Source organism: Agrobacterium sp. 22-223-1, from assembly GCF_053522385.1.
In genome coordinates, this window is the sequence record NZ_JBNWCN010000001.1 from 1,045,138 (window position 1) to 1,062,963 (window position 17,826).

The window sequence follows — 17,826 nt, forward strand, 5'->3', positions numbered from 1 at the left end:
TGTCACAGATAGGGTCGTTGCGGGTTCACCGCAACGTTTCAAATGCTCAGGAGCCGCTCTTCAGCCGCTTGCGGTGAAGTTCTTCCGCATTCGGCAGCGCCTCTTTCGGCACGCCGAAAATCTGGCCGGGCTCGATCAGATCGGGGTTTTTGATCTGATCTTCGTTGGCAAGGTAGATCGTGGTGTAACGCACGCCCTGACCATAAACGCGACGGGAAATCTGCCAGAGCGTATCGCCACGGCGGATGATGACGCTGTTCTGGCTCTCGGCCAGCGGCGCCTGCTCGAAGGTCTGCGGGCCGGCGGGCGCCTGTGGCGCGGGAGCAGCAGGTGCCGTGATGTGGAGTTCGGCAAGGCGGCTTGCCAGCGAGGCGATACCCTTGCCGATTGCCGCCACATCGTTCGGCCATGCTTCAACCGATGTCAGCAACTGACGCGCTTTGGCGGTGATATCGCCCGCAAAAGCGGTGAAGGCGGGTTCGGTCGCGGCTGCGGTGCGGAATTCCGAAAGCGACTTGAGGCCGATGACGACGGCGGAGCGGCCGGCAATGGCCTGATCGAGCGCAGGCGTGGCCTGATCCTTGTAGAGATTGGAAAGAATGCCGAAGGCCTTGGCGACATCGGCGCGCAGCTTTTCGAAAGCGGCGCGGTCGCTTGCCGTGCTCTGGTTTTCGGCAGGCGCCGTAGTCGTGGTTGCTGACGACGAAGCGGACGGCGACTGCATGGCGACCGTTGCCTGGTCGGTCTGCGGCCGCTCGAAGGGAACGCGCACACGCACCTTCGCGGTGCCGTCGGCATTCAGTTCCTCGACGGTGATGATGTGGCTGCCGACGCTAAGATCGACATCGCCTTCGACGACGAAATGGCCGGAGGCTTCCGTGATGCTCTTGCCGATTTCCCTGTCATCGACCAGCGCACGCACCGTCGAACCGGCGGGCGCGGAACCCGCGACGAAAATCTTCGATCCCTCGAACTCGACGGCGGTGACCTGAACGCTCGACGTCAGCGGGGCCGTAGCGGACGGAGCCGCAGTACCGGCGAGCGGTGCGGAAGCGGTGTTGCTGCTGGTTTCGGACGTTGCCGCAGGCTGCTGCGACGGCGCGGCTTGCGGCTGAAGCGCCGGAGGAGCCGCCTCCGGCATGGCCAGCACGCGGCTTGCCTTGCCGGGCTTGGAAACCATGGCCAGAAGTTCGCCCGTCTTGCCGTCAGGCACGGAAACCGTGGCCACTTCCTCGGATTGCGTCGCCTTGCCGCTGGCATCGGTCGAACGCAGCACCAGCTCGTGATCGCCCGGGGGAAGCGGATTGTCGAAAACGGCGGCGAAATCGCCGGTGCCGTCGATGGTCGTCTGGGCGACCACCTTGCCGTTGCTCAAGATTTCGAGCTTTGCGCCGGGCTGTGCCTTGCCGGCAATCACGGCCGAACCGTCCGGCTCGACGCGCAGCACGTCGAAGGTCGGCGTGGCGGCAGACGATTGTGCCGCATCGGCGGGTGCTGCGGCCGGTTTTGCCGGTTCTGGCGCACCATCGTCTGTGCCGGCGAAAACGCCTGCCAGACGGCGCACCTGTGCTGCCGCCGCCGCCGCATTGTCGGGCAGGCCGCGCAGGAACGCCGTGGTGCGTTCGGCGGCCGTGCGGGCGGTGGTGATGAGCCGCGACGTCGTTTCGTCCAGCGACTCTGGAATTTCGATATTCGTCAGTTCCTTGAGCGAGGTCTCGACCTTCTTGCGCGCCGCCGCGAAATCGGCGTCGGAGGGAACCTTGCTATCGGCGAAAAGCGTCGTCAAATCCTTGATCGACTGGGTGGCGGAAGCCGCCCGCCGCCCGACCTTGTCGGCGATGTTGGCGGTTTCCTCGGCGGCGTCGGAGAGAATGTCGCCCGCCTTGTCAGCGCCCATTTCAACGCTGTTCTTCACGGCGTTGCCGGCTTCGTTGATGGCGTCGCCGATCGGTTTGCCGTCGTTTGAAATCCGCGGCAGGACGAAAAAGATCATGAGCAGGGACGCAACGCCCAGCACGATCAGCGCCAGCAAACCGGCCTTATTGTTTTTCATCCTGGAATCTCCGGGTATTTCAAGCTTTTCACACGAGTTGAGATTGCTAGCGTCTTACCTTGCGCCAGACAAGCGGCGAGTGGCCAAAAGGCCATATTTGCAAGGGATTTCCCAAATTTTCTTGACGTGCCGCATCGCACATAGTTCCTTCCCTTCATGACGGACAAAAATACAGCGATTCGATCCATCTGCGTTTATTGCGGCTCCCAGCCCGGACGTGATCCGGCCCATATGGAAGCGGGCCGCGCGCTTGGGAAATCCATTGCCGAAAACGGCATTCGCCTCGTCTATGGCGGCGGCACCAAGGGCATCATGGGCGCAGTTGCCAGCGGCGTTCTTTCCAATGGCGGCGAAGTGACCGGCATCATACCGGAATTTCTGGTCGATATGGAGGCGACGCGCCATTCTCTCGGACAATTGAACGAGCTTGTCATCACCAAGGACATGCATGAGCGCAAACATATGATGTTCGAGCGCTCCGATGCCTTCGTGACATTGCCGGGCGGTGTCGGCACGCTGGAGGAGATCGTCGAGATCATGACCTGGGCGCAGCTCGGCCGCCATGCCAAGCCGATGGTCTTCGCCAATATCAACGGTTTCTGGAACCCGATGCTGGAACTGGTGCAGCACATGCGCGATCAGGGTTTCATCCACCGCGCGCATCTTCTCAACCCGCTCGTCATCGACGAGGTGAAGGATATCGTGCCCGCCATCATCGACCGGGCGCTGGCGCAGCAGAACCCGGAAGGCGACCCTTCGGTGATTTCCCGCCTCTAGGCCGGGATGGCGAAAAGCGTAAGCGGTTTTCGCCTTAAATCCCGGTCCGTTCATCCTGATCGGCGTGACGATCGTTAACGGCCGCCCGGGCGGCTCGTTACAATTTTAAATGTATATTAATACAGATTTAACGGCGGCATCGTTCCGACCGCTCTTTTCATGGCCCCGCGACTGATCCTGTGCCAGCCTCAATAAGGCGTTGGTTGTCGCGGAATTCGTTTCGCCGCCATGAGAGTGGGTGTCATCGGGAAATGATTGCTTTTGTGGTGCGGCTCAAAAGCCGGGCGCATTTTATTATTCAGAGAAATTCCGCGCAGGGCAGGGAGGCGCTCCTCGGTTCCGCCGCCCGCCGCAGGGTCGATGCGCGCATGAGGCTCGGCATCGTGATCGCCGTCTTCGCTGTCATCTATGGCGTCGTCGCCGCGCGTCTCGTCCAATACGGTCTTGCCGAACCGGTGGCGACCGCATGGATCAATACCGGCGTCAACGCCGTCGCCTCCCGGCCGGATATTGTCGATCGCAACGGCACGCTTCTGGCGACCGATCTCAACATGGTCTCGCTTTATGCGGATCCGCGCAGGATCGTCGATCCGGACGAGGTGGTGGAGAAACTCGCGACCGTCATTCCCAATCTCGACTGGCGTGAAACGCACCGCCGGTTGCGCTCGGATACCGGCTTTCAATGGCTGCGACGCCAGCTGACGCCCCGGCAGCAGGCGGATATTCTCAATCTCGGCATACCGGGCATCGGCTTCCGGCCGGAAAAGCGGAGGTTTTATCCGGGCGGCCCAACCGCTTCGCATATTATCGGCCACGTCAATGTCGACAATCAGGGGCTTGCCGGCATGGAGCGTTATCTCGACCAGCAGGGGCTGGCCGATCTGCGTGCCGTGGGTCTTGCCAGCGGCGCGCCGCTGGAGCCGGTGCGGCTCTCCATCGATCTGAGGGTACAGAACATCGTCCGCGAAGTGGTCGTGAAGGCGAAAAGCGCCTATCAGGCCGAAGCGGCAGGCTCTGTGATCCTCGATGTGGAGACGGGCGAAGTGCTGGCCATGGCCTCCGTGCCGGATTACGATCCGAACGAGCCTTCCCGCACCCTTGCCGATGGCAGCATAGACAGGGAGTATGAAAAGGGCTGGTTCAACCGGATGAGCAACGCCACCTTCGAAATGGGCTCCACCTTCAAGAGCTTTACGCTCGCCATGGGGCTGGATGCCGGGGCGATCACACTGGGTTCGGTGGTGGATGCGTCGCGGCCGATCCGCATGGGCGGCTTCACCATCAAGGATTTCAAGGGCCGGAACCGGCCGCTCTCCATTCCGGAAGTGTTTCAATATTCATCGAATATCGGCACGGCGGCGGTGGCCGACAAGGTCGGCGTCGAAGGCCATCAGCAGTTCCTGACGAAGCTCGGGCTGCTTACCAGAATGGACACGGAAATGCCGGGCGTTGCCACGCCCACCCAGCCGAGAAACTGGAAGAAGATCAATTCCGTCACCATCTCCTTCGGCCACGGCGTCGCCACCACCCCGTTGCAGACGGCGGTGGCCGCTGCCGCGCTGATCAATGGCGGCAACCTGATTTCGCCGACCTTCCTGCCGCGTTCGAAAGAAGCTGCCGCATCGGTTGCGCGCACCGTCATCAACGACAGGACGAGCGCCGATATGCGCTACCTGTTCAACTGGAACGGCATCAAGGGTTCCGGCCGTGGCGCGCAGGTGGAGGGATTTCATGTGGGCGGCAAGACCGGAACCGCCGACAAGGTGATCAATGGCCGTTACGCCAAGGATATCAATTTCAACGCCTTCGTGGCCGGTTTTCCCATGCACAAGCCGAAATATGTCGTGCTGACGATGATCGACGCCCCGAGAACCGGCGTGAACGGCGGGCGCACCGCGGCCTCCACCGCAGCCCCCATGACCCGCGAAATCATCGCCCAGACGGCAGGTCTTCTCGGCGTCAAACCGCGTTTCGGTTACGATGCCAACCCGCAATTGCTGGTGGATTATTGACGCCACTTCTCCCCATTCCCGTGATGAGCAAAGGAATGAGGGAAGCAGCCCGGATTACCGCTTGAGCCGCAGCAGGCTGGAGCCGGTATAGATCGCCAGCGCCACCCAGATCATCGCAAAGGCGGCCATGCGCACCATGTCGAACGGCTCCTTGAAGACGAAGATGGCGATGAGGAAGATCATCGTCGGCGCGATATATTGCATGATGCCGATGGTCGACAGCCGCAGCAGTTTCGCGCCATTGCCATAGAGGATGAGCGGCACGGCCGTGATGAGCCCGCTTGTTGCCAGAAGCCAGGTATCGGCGGAATTGCCGCCCATGAAATGCGCCTGTCCGCTGAAGGCAAGCCAGATCATCACCAGCACGGCGGGGATGGATAAAAGCATGACTTCCAGCAGAAAGCCCTGCGTCGCGCCAATCGGCAAAGTCTTGCGGAAAAAGGCGTAAAAACCCCAGGACACGGTGAGGGCGATGGACACCCAGGGCAGGCTGCCCGCATGCCAGGTGAGGATGGCCACCGCCAGCGCCACGAGGCCGATGGCGGCGATCTGCGCCGGATAAAGCTTTTCCTTGAGCAGAACCGCACCGAGGAAAATGCTGAACAGCGGATTGATGAAGTAGCCAAGTGCGGCATCGAGCGCGCGGCCTGCGCCGATCGCCCAGATATAGACGCCCCAGTTGATGCTGATGAGGATGGCCGTCAGGCTGGCCATTGCCAGCATCTTGGGGGTTCTGAGCGCGGTTCTGATTTCCGCCGTGCGCCCCAGCGCAATCAGCACGACCGCCGCAATCGGCACCGACCAGACGACGCGATGGACGATGACCTCGATCGGCGAAATATGCGCAACCGCCTTCATGTAAAAGGGAAGGAACCCCCAGAGCAGATAAGCGGAAAGCGCGAAAGCAAAACCGCGCGCGCTGTCGCCGCCCTCCTGGGCCGGGAGCGATTTGTCGAGTGCCATGGGGAGTACCGCCAATTGTTCGGATGGCGTTTTATAACGGATCGCGAAAGTGGCGGCCAATTCATTTCCGTGAAGGGTTCATGAGAAAAACTGCATGAATAAAAGGCGCGCTGCCCTTGAAATGGGCTGCCCCGCGACGGGAGGAAATGATTCACGCAGGGAGCCCTGCGTGAATCATTATCTCATCCGGCCGTTGCAAGCTGATGAAAGGACTGGTTATTTCCCGGCAAAACGGTCGTTGGCGCGGATCAGTTGGTCAAGAATGCCCGGCTCGCTCATCGCGTGCCCGGCCGCCTCGATGATGTGGAAATCCGCCTTCGGCCAGGCCTTGGCCAGCTGCCAGGCATATTTCAGCGGGCAGGGCATATCATAACGCCCATGCACGATGACGCCGGGGATATCTTTCAGTTTGCCGGCGTCGCGCAGCAATTGCCCTTCCTCCAGCCAGCTGCCATTGACGAAGAAGTGGTTCTCGATGCGGGCGAAAGCGATGGCGTATTTATCCTCGCCGAAATCCTCGACCCGGTCGGGATCGCTGACGAGCGAGATGGTCGCCCCTTCCCACTGGCTCCATGCCTTGGCGCATTCGAGCTTCTTCGCCTCGTCGGCGCCGGTGAGATAGCGGTTATAGGCCTGCATCATCTCGCCGCGTTCGGCTTGCGGGATGGGCGCGATGAATTTTTCCCACTGATCCGGATACATTTCGGAAACGCCGAACTGGTAGTACCAGTCCAGTTCCGGTCTGGTGACGGTATAAATGCCGCGCAGGACAAGTTCGCTGACGCGGTCGGGATGGGTCTCGGCATAGGCGAGCGCCAGCGTCGAGCCCCAGGAGCCGCCGAAAACCAGCCATTTTTCGAAGCCGCAGAGTTCGCGCAGCCTTTCGATATCGGCAACGAGATGCCATGTGGTGTTCGCTTCAAGCTCCGCATGCGGCGTGGAGCGGCCGCAGCCGCGCTGATCGAACAGGATGACGTCGTAAAGGGCGGGATCGAAAACGCGGCGATGCGTGGGGTTCACCCCGCCGCCGGGACCGCCATGCAGGAATACCGCCGGTTTTCCACCGCGCTTGCCCACCCTTTCCCAATAGATCGTGTGGCCGTCGCCGACATCGAGCATGCCGGTCTCGAAGGGTTCGATCTCGGGGTAAAGGCCGCGCAATTCTTCGGTCATGGGTCATCATCCTTCGCTGGCCATTCGGCCGTATCATGGTCCGGGTGCTGGCAATTGTTCACCCGAGGGGGAGGGCTATCCGTTGCAGGTTCCGGCTCGACCGGCAAGCCATCGAGCGCGCCGAACCAGTGCATTTTGCCGGCGAGATTGGATTGCGCCTCGGGCCTTACCCGCTGCGGCTCGTCCAGCGAACCGAGGGTGATATTGATGAAATCGGCTCCCGGCATGTCGTAGAAAAGCGGCGTGCCGCATCGGCCGCAGAAGCCGCGACGCACGTGATCGGAGGACTGGAACCACGCTGCTTCGCCGCGGGTCATTTCAAACTGCGTAAGCGCACTTGCGGCAAGCGGCATGAAATAATTGCCCGATGCCTTCTGGCACATGCGGCAATGGCACAGATGCGGATAACGAAGACCGCCCCCTATCCGATAACGCACCGCGCCGCACTGGCATCCGCCGCTGAAACCCTCGGCTCCGCTCATGCGCGCTTGTCTTCCGGCGGCCAGACCTGCGTGTCGTGATCCGGGTGCTGATAGGAGGTGATCTCCGCCTCGTCCACGCCCTGTTCCACGGCCGGTTTGCCGAAGAGCTGCTCGATCCACGGCATGCGCTTATGAAAATTGACCTGCACCTGCGGCTCGATCCGCTCGGGCTCATCGAAGGCACCGATGGCGATCTCCACGCCGCCGGGATAATGATAGGTCAGCGGCGTGCCGCATTTGTTGCAGAAACCGCGATGGATTTTTCCCGAGGAGCGGAAGAGGGACGGCTGGCCGCGCGTCCAGGTCAGATGCGCCTGATCGGCGCTGACCAGCGCGCCGAAGAAATTGCCGAAATGTTTCTGGCACATGCGGCAATGGCAGATGGAGGCCCGGCCGAGCTTGCCCGCATGGAAACGCACGGCGCCGCACTGGCATCCGCCGGAAAATCCCGTTTCGCTCATCATCTGTTCTCCGGTGGCCAGTTTTCGGTGTCGTGGTCGGGGTGCTGGTAGGAAACGAGATCGGCGAGGTAATCCACCTGCGTCAGGTCGTCCTCGGTGGCGACGGCAGGCAGCGTGTGAAGCGTGTCGACGAAATCGATCTTGCGTTCCACGCCCCACTGAATGGTCGGCGGCAGCGCGGCGGGATCGTCAAAAGCTCCGGCCGCCACCGCCACACCATCCGGTGCCTCATAGGTCAGCGGCGTTCCGCATTCAGGGCAGAAACCGCGCTTGACGACGCTGGAGGACTGGAAACGTTTCGGCTCTCCCCGCGTCCATTCGAATTCCACGCCGCGCACCGAAACCAGCGGCGCGTAATAGGCCCCGAAAGCCTTCTGGCACATGCGGCAATGGCATATGGAACTGTCTTTCAGTTCACCGGAGGCGCGAAAACGGATCGCGCCGCACTGGCATCCGCCGGTATATGTCGTCATGGTCGGTCCTCCTTCACCGTTCGGATAATGTGGAGAGAGACATTGTCGATGTCTCCGAGGATATCCTCGTTCCAGAAACGGAGGACTGTCCAGCCGAGTTCCTCAAACGTCCGTGTTCTCTCTCGGTCATAGGCTGCCGCAGCGTCGTCCGCGTGCTGAAACCCGTCCAGTTCGAAAATGATCTTATGCAAGGGGCAAGCGAAATCAACGATATATCCGGCGACCGGCAGCTGGCGTCTGAAAGACAGGCCCTCAAGGCGGTGAGCGCGGACGGCGTTCCAGAACTTCAGTTCTGCGCCGGTCATGGCCTTTCGCATCTACCGGGCATGTGACCGATGTTGAGGATTGACCTTGGCGTGGGGCACGGGATGCTCGCGGCTTGAAGGGGTGCGGCGAGATTGGAGTATGGCGTGGTCGAAAGCAAGGGCGTGCCGTGGGGTTTACCCCCCCTCTGCCCTGCCGGGCATCTCCCCCTCAAGGGGGGAGATCGATCTGTGGCGAGCTCTCGACTCTCTCGCAGTTTGCGAGTGAAGTTGAGGTAGTGCTTCTAGCTGATCTCCCCCCTTGAGGGGGAGATGCCCGGCAGGGCAGAGGGGGGTGAACCCCGAATGCGGAGCCTACCGCTTCAACTCCCACGTCGTCGTCCGCTCCCCGGTCTCCTTGTCCTTGCCATCCTTCAGCTGAATGCCCTTTTCGGAAAGCTCATCACGCAAACGATCCGCTTCCGCAAAGTTCCTCGCCTTCAACATTTCCAGGCGCAGCTGCACCAGCGCATCGACGGCCGAAACGATGGCCTCGTCCATTTCCGCTTTCTTCGGCAAGACACCCAGCAGGGCAGCACTGGCCGCAAAGGCGGGCAGCCTGGATGGATCGGTGTTGGCGGCGTGCGCCAGCGCATGCAGCGCCTGAACGGCGGCAACCGTGTTGAGATCGTCGGCAAGCGCTTCGAGCACGGTTTCGTCCGGTGCGGCATCGGAGGCTTCCGCCGCCGGCCACTTTGCGAGCAGGCGTTCGGCCTCTTCCAGACGCTTCACCGAAAAATCGATCGGCTCGCGATAATGCGTCATCAGCATGGCAAGGCGCAGAACCTCGCCCGGCCATTTCCGGCCGCCGAATTTCTCCGTGTGCAGCAATTCGTAGATCGTCACGAAGTTGCCCTCGGACTTCGACATCTTGCGGCCTTCCACCTGCACGAAGCCGTTATGCATCCACACATTGGCCATGACATGCGTGCCGTTGGCGCAGCGCGATTGCGCGATTTCGTTCTCATGATGCGGGAAGATGAGGTCGAGCCCGCCGCCATGAATATCGAAGACCTCGCCGAGGTAGCGACCGGCCATGGCCGAGCATTCGATGTGCCAGCCCGGACGGCCGCGACCCCAGGGGCTTTCCCAGCCCGGTTCATTATCCGAGGACAGTTTCCACAGCACGAAATCGCCGGGGGTCTTCTTGTGGGCTTCCACCGCCACGCGCGCGCCGGCCTGCTGCTCGTCCAGCGGGCGCTTGGAAAGCTGGCCATAATCGGCCATCGAGCGGGTATCGAACAGCACCTCTCCGCCAGCCGTATAGGCATGGCCGCGGGCGATCAGCTTCTCGATGAGGTCGATCATTTCCGCGATGTAGTCGGTGGCGCGCGGTTCGACGGTCGGCGGAAGGCAGCCGAGCGTGGCCACATCCTCATGGAACTGGTCCGCGGTCTTTTTCGTCACCGCATGGATGGCGTCGTTCAGCGGCAGATGCGGATAGTCGCGCAGCGCCCGCGCGTTGATCTTGTCGTCGAGGTCGGTGATGTTGCGGGCATAGGTCACATGGTCTTCGCCAAAGACGTGGCGCAGCAGCCGGTAGAGAACATCGAACACGATGACCGGGCGCGCATTGCCGATATGGGCAAAATCATAAACCGTCGGGCCGCAGACATACATGCGCACATTGTCAGCGTCGATCGGTGCAAATTCCGCTTTTTCGCGTGTGAGTGTATTGTGAAATTTCAGGCGCAAGGACATGCGGCAGTTCCCTAAAGGCAGAATATTATCCTGGCCGGACCGTTTGTCTGTTGGACCTTGCGGGGAGACGAAAACGATCTGGCCGGCGGTAAACCAGCAAAAATTATTTCAGCAGCAGGTGCAGATCGTCGTTTTCATGACTTGCGTTATGGCGCGGGGCAGGCCGTTGGTCAAGAGCCTGCCCGGCTGTGTCAGGCAGGCTTGGGGCCGATGCCGTTTCGCGTCACGGTGACAAGGAAGATCAGCATGGACGTGACGGTCAGGAGCGAACCTGCCACCGCCAGAAGCGGTGTGCCGCCGGTCAGGACGAGGGCGATGCCGGGTACGAGACTGACAACGCCGGCAACGGCGATGGCGAGATGTATCCTGGAAAGCACGGTGCCATCGGCGTCCGGCGTCACGGTGTAATAAAGGCTGAACAGGCCAAGCGTCGTCCAGCCGACGAGGCTGAGATGGGCGTGGGCCATGGACAGTGAGTGGTCCCTGGAGATCGACATCTGGACACCCCAGATCATCCCGGCCGCCGCACAGAGCACGGCTGCGGTGAAGAAATAGAAAGCAACATTTTTCATCCGGATATTCCCATTGAAAAGAGACCCGCATGCGATGACAGATCTGCGGCGCCGTGGAGATGAAGCTTTGGAAATGCGGCGGTAAAATCAGGAAATTTGAATGTATTGTTTGATATATGCGTCTGAAATAATTGTGCCCTGTCTGGGCAAGGGTGCGGATTTATTTGCCGTTGGTAAAAACGATCCGGAGTCTTCGTAGCAGATCTGTACGACGTTTTTTGCAGCATGCCGCCGCGCAACCGAAGAAGCGCTTTCCTTCTTTCACAGACAGGCAGGATCGCCGGCTTTGCTGCCGGCAATTCTACATCGGACCGGTCGCGCTCATTCTGGCTGGCGGTAATCCACGAAGCGCTTTTCCCGCACCACGAAGAGCTTGCCGGTTTCTTTGAGATCGGGTGAGGCGAGCGGAAGAATAGCCGCGGCCACCTCCGATGGATGCGGCACGGTGGCCGGGTCTTCGCCGGGCATGGCCTGGGCGCGCATCGCCGTGCGCGTGGCGCCGGGATTGATGCTGTTGACGCGAAGCGCGCTCTTTTGCGTTTCCGCCGCCCAGGTGCGGGCCAGCGCTTCGACTGCCGCCTTGGAGGTGGAATAGACACCCCAGAAGGGGCGACAGCTATGGGCGGCGCCCGAAGACAGGATCAGCGCGCGGCCGGCGTCCGATTTCAGAAGCAACGGTTCGACCGAGCGGATCAGCCGCCAGGTGGCGGTGACGTTGATGTTCATGACCCTTTCGAAGACTTTCGCCTCGATATGTCCGACCGGCGAGATGACGCCGAGAACGCCGGCATTGGCAACCAGAATATCGAGCTTGCCCCAGCGCTCGAAGATATTCGCGCCCAGCGCATCGATGGCCTTCATGTCGGAGAGATCGAAGGGAACCAGCGTCGCCGTGCCGCCGACGGCCTTGATGGCGTCGTCCAGCTCCTCAAGGCCGCCCACCGTGCGGGCGCAGGCGATGACATGCGCGCCGGCCTTGGCGAGTTCCAGCGCCGTGAAATAGCCGATGCCGCGCGACGCGCCGGTAACGAGAGCGATGCGGCCCTTGAGATCGATAGTCATGGTCTCCCCCGAATTGATTGCGCTTCCTTCTACGAAGCGCCGCTGGCCTTTCGCAAGCGATCATATCGTCGCATGCGAGGGCCTGAACAAAAGGCAAGAAAAAAGCGGCCACCGGAAGCCGGATGGCCGCTTTGTGTGACGCATATCAGCCGTTGCTGGCCAGCATAGAAATCTTGCTGCCCATCGCCTCGCCATTCTGGTCGAGAAGACGGGTCGGATAATCGCCGGTGAAATAATGGTCCGTGAATTGCGGACGGGCCGGATTGCGGTTTTCCCCGCCTACCGCGCGGTAAAGCCCGTCGATGGACAGGAAAGCCAGCGAATCGGCGCCGATATATTTCGCCATCGCCTCGACATCGGCATATTGGTTGGCGAGCAGCTTGTCGGCATCAGGCGTGTCGATGCCGTAGAAATCCGGATGGAAGATCATCGGGCTCGCGACTCGGATATGAACTTCCTTGGCGCCCGCCTCGCGGATCATCTGCACGATCTTTACCGAGGTCGTGCCACGCACGATGGAATCATCCACCAGCACCACACGCTTGCCTTCGATCATCGCCCGGTTGGCGGAATGCTTGAGCTTGACGCCGAAAGCGCGGATCTGCTGCGTCGGCTCGATGAAGGTGCGCCCGACATAGTGGTTGCGGATGATGCCGTATTCGAAGGGAATACCGCTTTCCTGCGCAAAACCAAGTGCTGCCGGCGTGCCGCCATCGGGAACCGGAACCACCACATCGGCTTCCAGCGGCGCTTCCTTGGCCAGGTTCATGCCCATGTTCTTGCGCGTCGTATAGACGTTTCGGCCGCCGACAACAGAATCGGGACGGGCGAAATAGACATATTCGAACAGGCAGAGACGCTCCGGCTGCGGCTTCGAGGGCTTGCGCGCATCGATGGTGATCGAACCATCAGGCTGGATTTCGCAGATGATGACTTCGCCGTTCTCGACGTCGCGAACGAACTTTGCGCCGATGATATCGAGAGCGCAGGTTTCCGAGCAGAAGATCGGCTTGCCATCAAGCTCGCCCATGACCAGCGGGCGGATGCCGATCGGGTCGCGGGCGGCAATCAGCTTGGTGCGCGTCATTGCCAGCATCGAATAACCGCCTTCCATCTGCCTGATGGCGTCGATGAAGCGATCGGCGGTGGAGGAGTGGCGCGAGCGGGCGATGAGGTGAAGGACGACTTCGGTATCGGAGGTAGACTGACAGATGGCGCCGGTGGCGATGATCTGGCGGCGAAGCGTCAGGCCGTTGGTGAAATTGCCGTTATGGGCAATGGAAATACCGCCTTCTTCCAGTTCGGCAAACAGCGGCTGCACGTTGCGCATCGCCACTTCGCCGGTTGTGGAATAACGGGTGTGGCCAATGGCGATGGAGCCGGGCAGGCGGGCAAGGGTTGCCGGATCGGTATAATGATCGCCGACGAGGCCCATATGGCGTTCCTGATGGAAGCGCTTGCCATCGAAGGAGACGATGCCCGCCGCTTCCTGGCCGCGATGCTGAAGCGCATGCAGGCCGAGAGCGGTCAGCGCCGAGGCGTCGGCATGGCCGAGAATGCCGAACACGCCGCATTCTTCATGCAGCGTGTCGCCGTCGATCTCTTCCTTGAAAGTGGCCCGAGGGAACGGGGAATGCGAAAGCGGCTCAATCATCCGGCTTGCCCTTGCTCTCTACCGAGAAAAAAGAAAGACCTCTCCGGTGAGTATTTCCCCCGGTCGGTCCGTCTGTGTCGTGCTTGATATTTAGCACAAATAGCGCGCCTTGCATGCATTGCAAGGCGCGACACTGTGTCAATTATTTGTTGCCGGCGGATTTGTTGCCGGCACATCTTCCGCAGGCGCCTGTGTGGCCGCCGGCTCCTGTGGTTTTCCGAGAATACGGGCGCGGATCTGCGGTTCGATATCGTCAGGCAGAACCGCCTCCAGCTTGCCCACCAGCCCGTCAAGGAAGGGCTTGGACTTCGCCTGCGTCACCCATTCCGGCTGCGTCTTCACATCCACCAGCCAGTTCCAGAAGGCGACCGCGACGACAAGCAGCAGAATGCCGCGCGCCGCGCCGAACAGGAAACCAAGCGTGCGGTCCAGCGCGCCGATGCGGCTGTCGATGATGAAATCGGCAATGCGCGAGGTGATGAAGGAAATCACGATCAGCGAGACGAGGAAGACCACGCCTGCCGAACCGGCAATGGCGATCTTGTCGTCATCGGTATAGTTGCGCGCATAGGGCAGCAGGACCGGATAAAGATAATAGGCGGCGGCGACCGAGCCGCCCCAGCTCGCAATCGACAGAATCTCGCGTGAAAAACCGCGCACCATTGCAAGAAGGGCGGAGAAAAGAACAACGGCGATGACGATGCCGTCGAAAATTGTAATGGGCATATACTAACTCCGGAGGTGCGACGCCTCGTCAGACGCTGCCTTGCCAATTTTGCGATCCTCTTACACCACTGTTTCCCTTGGCGAAAGGATCAATATTCGTCGTCCTCAACCTGTTTGAACCGGTTGCCGGAGCCGGCGATGCGGGCCACGAGGTCCGGAAGGCTTTCGATTTCCGTCCAGCGTCCCTTGCCGCCTTTCGGCAATTCAGCCGAAGCAGAAGGCAGAAGTGCGGCGGAAAAGCCAAGTTTTTCAGCTTCTTTCAATCGCTGGCCCGTATGCGAAACCGGCCGCACCGCACCCGACAGGCTGATTTCGCCGAAATAAACACAATCGGCGGGCAGGGCAAGACCGGCAAGCGAGGAAACCAGCGCCGAGGCAATCGCCATATCGGCGGCCGGTTCGGAAATACGGTAGCCGCCGGCGACATTCAGATAGACATCATGCTGGCCGAGCTTCACGCCGCAATGGGCCTCCAGCACGGCCAGAATCATGGCGAGGCGGGAACTGTCCCAGCCGACCACGGCGCGGCGCGGCGTACCCAGCGAAGTGGCAGCGACCAGCGCCTGCACCTCGACAAGCACGGGCCGCGTGCCCTCGATGCCGGCAAAAACCGCAGCACCCGGCGACTTTTCGTTGCGTTCGCCGAGAAACAGTTCGGAGGGGTTGGAGACTTCCCGGAGGCCGCGATCCGACATTTCGAACACGCCGATTTCATCGGTCGGCCCGAAGCGATTCTTGACGGTGCGCAGGATGCGATGATGATGTCCGCGGTCGCCTTCGAAATAAAGCACGGCATCGACCATGTGCTCGACCACGCGCGGACCGGCGATCTGGCCTTCCTTGGTCACATGGCCGACCAGCACCATGGTTGCGCCGGTCTGCTTGGCGAAGCGGATCATCGCCTGCACGCCGGTGCGCACCTGCGTCACCGTGCCGGGGGCGGAATCGGCCGTATCGCTCCACAGCGTCTGAATGGAATCGATGATGACGAGATCGGGCCGCTTGCCTTCGGAAATTGTGGCGAGAATATCCTCGACATTGGTTTCCGCCGCCAGCAGCACATCGGTTTCCGCAGCCCCGAGACGCTGGGCGCGCAGGCGCACCTGCGCCACCGCCTCTTCGCCCGAGACATAGATGATGCGATGCCCGCGCCGCGAAAGAGCCGCTGCGGCCTGCATCAGCAACGTCGACTTGCCGATGCCCGGGTCGCCGCCGATCAAAACCGCCGAACCGCGCACGAAGCCGCCGCCGGTCGCACGGTCGAGTTCGCTGATACCGGTCGGGATACGCGGCGCCTCCTCGATCTCGCCGGAAAGCGAGGTGAGGGTGACAGGCCGGCCCTTCTTGGGTGTCTTGCCCGGTCCGGAGCCGATGCCGCCCATCGGGTCTTCCTCGACGATGGTATTCCACTCGCCGCAGCCTTCGCATTTTCCCGCCCAGCGGGTGTGAACCGTGCCGCAGTTCTGGCACACGAATTGGGTCTTGGCTTTGGCCATGTTATGTCAGTTTTCTTCTTGTTTGAAATGGTCGGCGGAGATGTCTTGGTGGCCGTGAAGCACGCGCAGCACATACATTGTATTATCATCGACAATGAAATAGATGCATCGCTCACGATAAGGGAAAGCCCGCAAATTCGGCGCGAAACTTCGAGGTACGCCCGTTATCCCATATCGCGCCAGCGAGATCATTTTGCCGTTGATGTCGTCTAGAAAGCGTCTGGCAGCAACGGGATTGAATTGGGCAATGTAATTATGATCGGCCAGAAGATCGTTCAGCGCCTGTGCGGTGACCACTAGACGCCTTCGCTTCATTCTGCTCCTCCGCCAGCTTCATAATGTGTGCGGTAAAATCATCTGCACTGGAGAACTCCATAACCCGGCCAGCCTCCACATCATCAAGCCCTTCCTGAATCAGTCGTTGAAGCTCTACAAGCTTGCCTTCCCTGCTGCCCAGCAAACGCAGACCAGCTGAGACGACCGAATCCGCGTCCTTAAAGACGCCCGCCGCCACCTGTTCTTCGATGAACTTCTCGTCCTGTTCGCTCAAATGGATTTCGGGCATTTCGATCTCCTTTTGTTCTCTTCTAGCACAGGTCACCGCAGCTTTCCAAGGGCTAAAGGCGTGGCTCAGTCGTCGGCCATCAGATATTGCCGCTCGTAACGCAGGCCAAGCCCCGTCAGCATCTCGTAACCGATGGTGCCGGCCGCCCGCGCGGTCTCGTCGACAGGCACATTGGGACCGAAAAGCTCGATATAGTCGCCGGCACGGATGGCATTGGCCGGAATATCCGTCACGTCGAAAATGGTGAGGTCCATGGTCACGCGGCCGGCCACCGGCACCCTGTGGCCGTTGACGACGCCATAGGCGCCGCCATGGCCCATTTCGCGCAGCGGAATGCCGGAACCGGAAAGCGAACGCTGATATCCATCCGCATAACCCACGGAAGCGATGGCAAGGCGGCTTGCACGTTTCAGCAGGAAGGTGCCGCCATAACTCACGGTCTGGCCTTCGCCCGCTTCGCGAATCTGGATGATCCGCGCTTCGGCTGTGGCGACGGGCCGCATCGGGTTCGCCATGCCGTTGACCGCTTCGCCGCCATAAAGGGCGATGCCGGGGCGGGTGAGGTCGAAATGATAGTCCGAGCCGAGGAAAATCCCGGCGGAAGCCGAAAGGCTTGATTCGATGCCTTCGAAAGCGGCGCTAACCTTTCGGAATGATTCGAGTTGAACCCTGTTCATTGGCGAGGAGGGCGTGTCGGCGCAGGCGAGATGCGACAGCACCAGAACCGGGTCGAAACTTGCCGGCCGCGTCACGTCGTCGGCCAGAAACAGCGCGTCCTCGAGCGGCAGTCCGAGGCGGTTGAAACCGGTATCGACATGCAGCGCGCAGGGGTGGTCGCCCCGCTCGGCAACCGTCGCCATCCAGAAGGAAAGCTGCTCCTCTGAGGCCAGAACCGGCACCAGATCATTGTCGAAGACCTGCCGTTCCTGGCCTTGCCATATGCCTGACAGCACGAAGATGCGCGCTTCCGGGGCATAGGAGCGCAGGGTTGCACCCTCGGCCACCGTGGCCACGAAGAAATCGCGCGCGCCGGCATGGTAAAGCGTCGCCCCGCAATCCTCGATCCCGAGACCATAGGCATCGGCCTTGACGACCGCCGCCGTCCGCGCCCCGCCGGAACGCTTCTTCATGTCCCGCCAATTATCGGCGAGCGCGCCGAGATCGACGGTCAGCCTCAGCGGCGCGTGCTCGAAAGTGTCGGTTTCGTTTTCGGGAAAGCTGTCTTCGAAGTCGTCTGTCATGCCATGCGTCCGGTTGATTGGAACCTCGCGGACCCTACAGCATCGGCGCAAGAATCGTTATCGATTTTTGCAAAGCACGATGCGTAGATTCAAAGCGTTAGAGCTTCATTCCC

At 61.0% G+C, this 17,826-nt stretch carries 18 protein-coding genes; 2 read left to right on the forward strand and 16 right to left on the reverse strand.

What is annotated here, in order from left to right:
* Positions 1–46: 46 nt before the first annotated feature.
* Positions 47–2,053: a LysM peptidoglycan-binding domain-containing protein gene (locus ACQZ60_RS05200; RefSeq protein WP_448734866.1), complete on the reverse strand. Its 2,007-nt coding sequence runs from the start codon at positions 2,051–2,053 to the stop codon at positions 47–49.
* A gap of 156 nt (positions 2,054–2,209) precedes the next feature.
* Between ACQZ60_RS05200 and ACQZ60_RS05205 the strand changes: the two genes are divergently transcribed.
* Positions 2,210–2,830 (forward strand): LOG family protein, encoded by a 621-nt coding sequence (locus tag ACQZ60_RS05205; RefSeq protein WP_003520687.1) that lies wholly within the window; start codon positions 2,210–2,212, stop codon positions 2,828–2,830.
* A gap of 251 nt (positions 2,831–3,081) precedes the next feature.
* Positions 3,082–4,842: a peptidoglycan D,D-transpeptidase FtsI family protein gene (locus tag ACQZ60_RS05210; protein WP_448734867.1), complete on the forward strand. Its 1,761-nt coding sequence runs from the start codon at positions 3,082–3,084 to the stop codon at positions 4,840–4,842.
* A gap of 54 nt (positions 4,843–4,896) precedes the next feature.
* Here the strand turns inward: ACQZ60_RS05210 and rarD are convergent, their stop codons facing one another.
* The 15 genes from rarD to alr all read right to left on the reverse strand — a co-directional run bounded on the left by rarD (position 4,897) and on the right by alr (position 17,713).
* Complete coding sequence (rarD, locus tag ACQZ60_RS05215) at positions 4,897–5,805, reverse strand: EamA family transporter RarD (protein ID WP_031233488.1); 909 nt, start codon at positions 5,803–5,805, stop codon at positions 4,897–4,899.
* Between the two features lie 216 nt (positions 5,806–6,021).
* Complete coding sequence (pip, locus tag ACQZ60_RS05220) at positions 6,022–6,978, reverse strand: prolyl aminopeptidase (RefSeq protein ID WP_448734868.1); 957 nt, start codon at positions 6,976–6,978, stop codon at positions 6,022–6,024.
* Positions 6,975–7,460, reverse strand: a complete 486-nt coding sequence (locus ACQZ60_RS05225; protein WP_020809115.1) for a GFA family protein — start codon at positions 7,458–7,460, stop codon at positions 6,975–6,977. Before ACQZ60_RS05225 ends, pip begins: the two co-directional genes overlap by 4 nt.
* Positions 7,457–7,921, reverse strand: coding sequence for a GFA family protein (locus tag ACQZ60_RS05230; protein WP_020809114.1), 465 nt, complete (start codon positions 7,919–7,921; stop codon positions 7,457–7,459). The genes ACQZ60_RS05225 and ACQZ60_RS05230 overlap by 4 nt, the downstream gene beginning before the upstream one ends.
* On the reverse strand, positions 7,921–8,394 hold the full coding sequence (locus tag ACQZ60_RS05235) for a GFA family protein (protein ID WP_003520697.1): 474 nt from the start codon (positions 8,392–8,394) through the stop codon (positions 7,921–7,923). Before ACQZ60_RS05235 ends, ACQZ60_RS05230 begins: the two co-directional genes overlap by 1 nt.
* A complete protein-coding gene (locus ACQZ60_RS05240) occupies positions 8,391–8,699 on the reverse strand; it encodes an endonuclease domain-containing protein (protein WP_020809113.1) in 309 nt (102 codons plus the stop codon). The genes ACQZ60_RS05235 and ACQZ60_RS05240 overlap by 4 nt, the downstream gene beginning before the upstream one ends.
* A gap of 312 nt (positions 8,700–9,011) precedes the next feature.
* Positions 9,012–10,397: a cysteine--tRNA ligase gene (cysS, locus tag ACQZ60_RS05245; RefSeq protein WP_020809112.1), complete on the reverse strand. Its 1,386-nt coding sequence runs from the start codon at positions 10,395–10,397 to the stop codon at positions 9,012–9,014.
* 191 nt (positions 10,398–10,588) lie between these two features.
* On the reverse strand, positions 10,589–10,969 hold the full coding sequence (locus ACQZ60_RS05250) for a hypothetical protein (RefSeq protein ID WP_020809111.1): 381 nt from the start codon (positions 10,967–10,969) through the stop codon (positions 10,589–10,591).
* 321 nt (positions 10,970–11,290) lie between these two features.
* Complete coding sequence (locus ACQZ60_RS05255) at positions 11,291–12,031, reverse strand: SDR family NAD(P)-dependent oxidoreductase (protein WP_020809110.1); 741 nt, start codon at positions 12,029–12,031, stop codon at positions 11,291–11,293.
* Between the two features lie 145 nt (positions 12,032–12,176).
* On the reverse strand, positions 12,177–13,685 hold the full coding sequence (gene purF, locus ACQZ60_RS05260) for an amidophosphoribosyltransferase (protein ID WP_020809108.1): 1,509 nt from the start codon (positions 13,683–13,685) through the stop codon (positions 12,177–12,179).
* A gap of 138 nt (positions 13,686–13,823) precedes the next feature.
* Complete coding sequence (locus ACQZ60_RS05265) at positions 13,824–14,411, reverse strand: CvpA family protein (RefSeq protein WP_035261832.1); 588 nt, start codon at positions 14,409–14,411, stop codon at positions 13,824–13,826.
* 89 nt (positions 14,412–14,500) lie between these two features.
* Positions 14,501–15,907: a DNA repair protein RadA gene (gene radA / locus ACQZ60_RS05270; protein ID WP_003520708.1), complete on the reverse strand. Its 1,407-nt coding sequence runs from the start codon at positions 15,905–15,907 to the stop codon at positions 14,501–14,503.
* 6 nt (positions 15,908–15,913) lie between these two features.
* The gene (locus ACQZ60_RS05275) at positions 15,914–16,204 is read right to left on the reverse strand and encodes a type II toxin-antitoxin system RelE/ParE family toxin (RefSeq protein WP_020810636.1); all 291 of its coding nucleotides are present in this window, start codon (positions 16,202–16,204) and stop codon (positions 15,914–15,916) included.
* The gene (locus ACQZ60_RS05280) at positions 16,161–16,472 is read right to left on the reverse strand and encodes a type II toxin-antitoxin system ParD family antitoxin (RefSeq protein ID WP_020810635.1); all 312 of its coding nucleotides are present in this window, start codon (positions 16,470–16,472) and stop codon (positions 16,161–16,163) included. The genes ACQZ60_RS05275 and ACQZ60_RS05280 overlap by 44 nt, the downstream gene beginning before the upstream one ends.
* A gap of 65 nt (positions 16,473–16,537) precedes the next feature.
* Positions 16,538–17,713, reverse strand: a complete 1,176-nt coding sequence (alr, locus tag ACQZ60_RS05285; protein ID WP_020810634.1) for an alanine racemase — start codon at positions 17,711–17,713, stop codon at positions 16,538–16,540.
* Between the last annotated feature and the right edge of the window lie 113 nt (positions 17,714–17,826).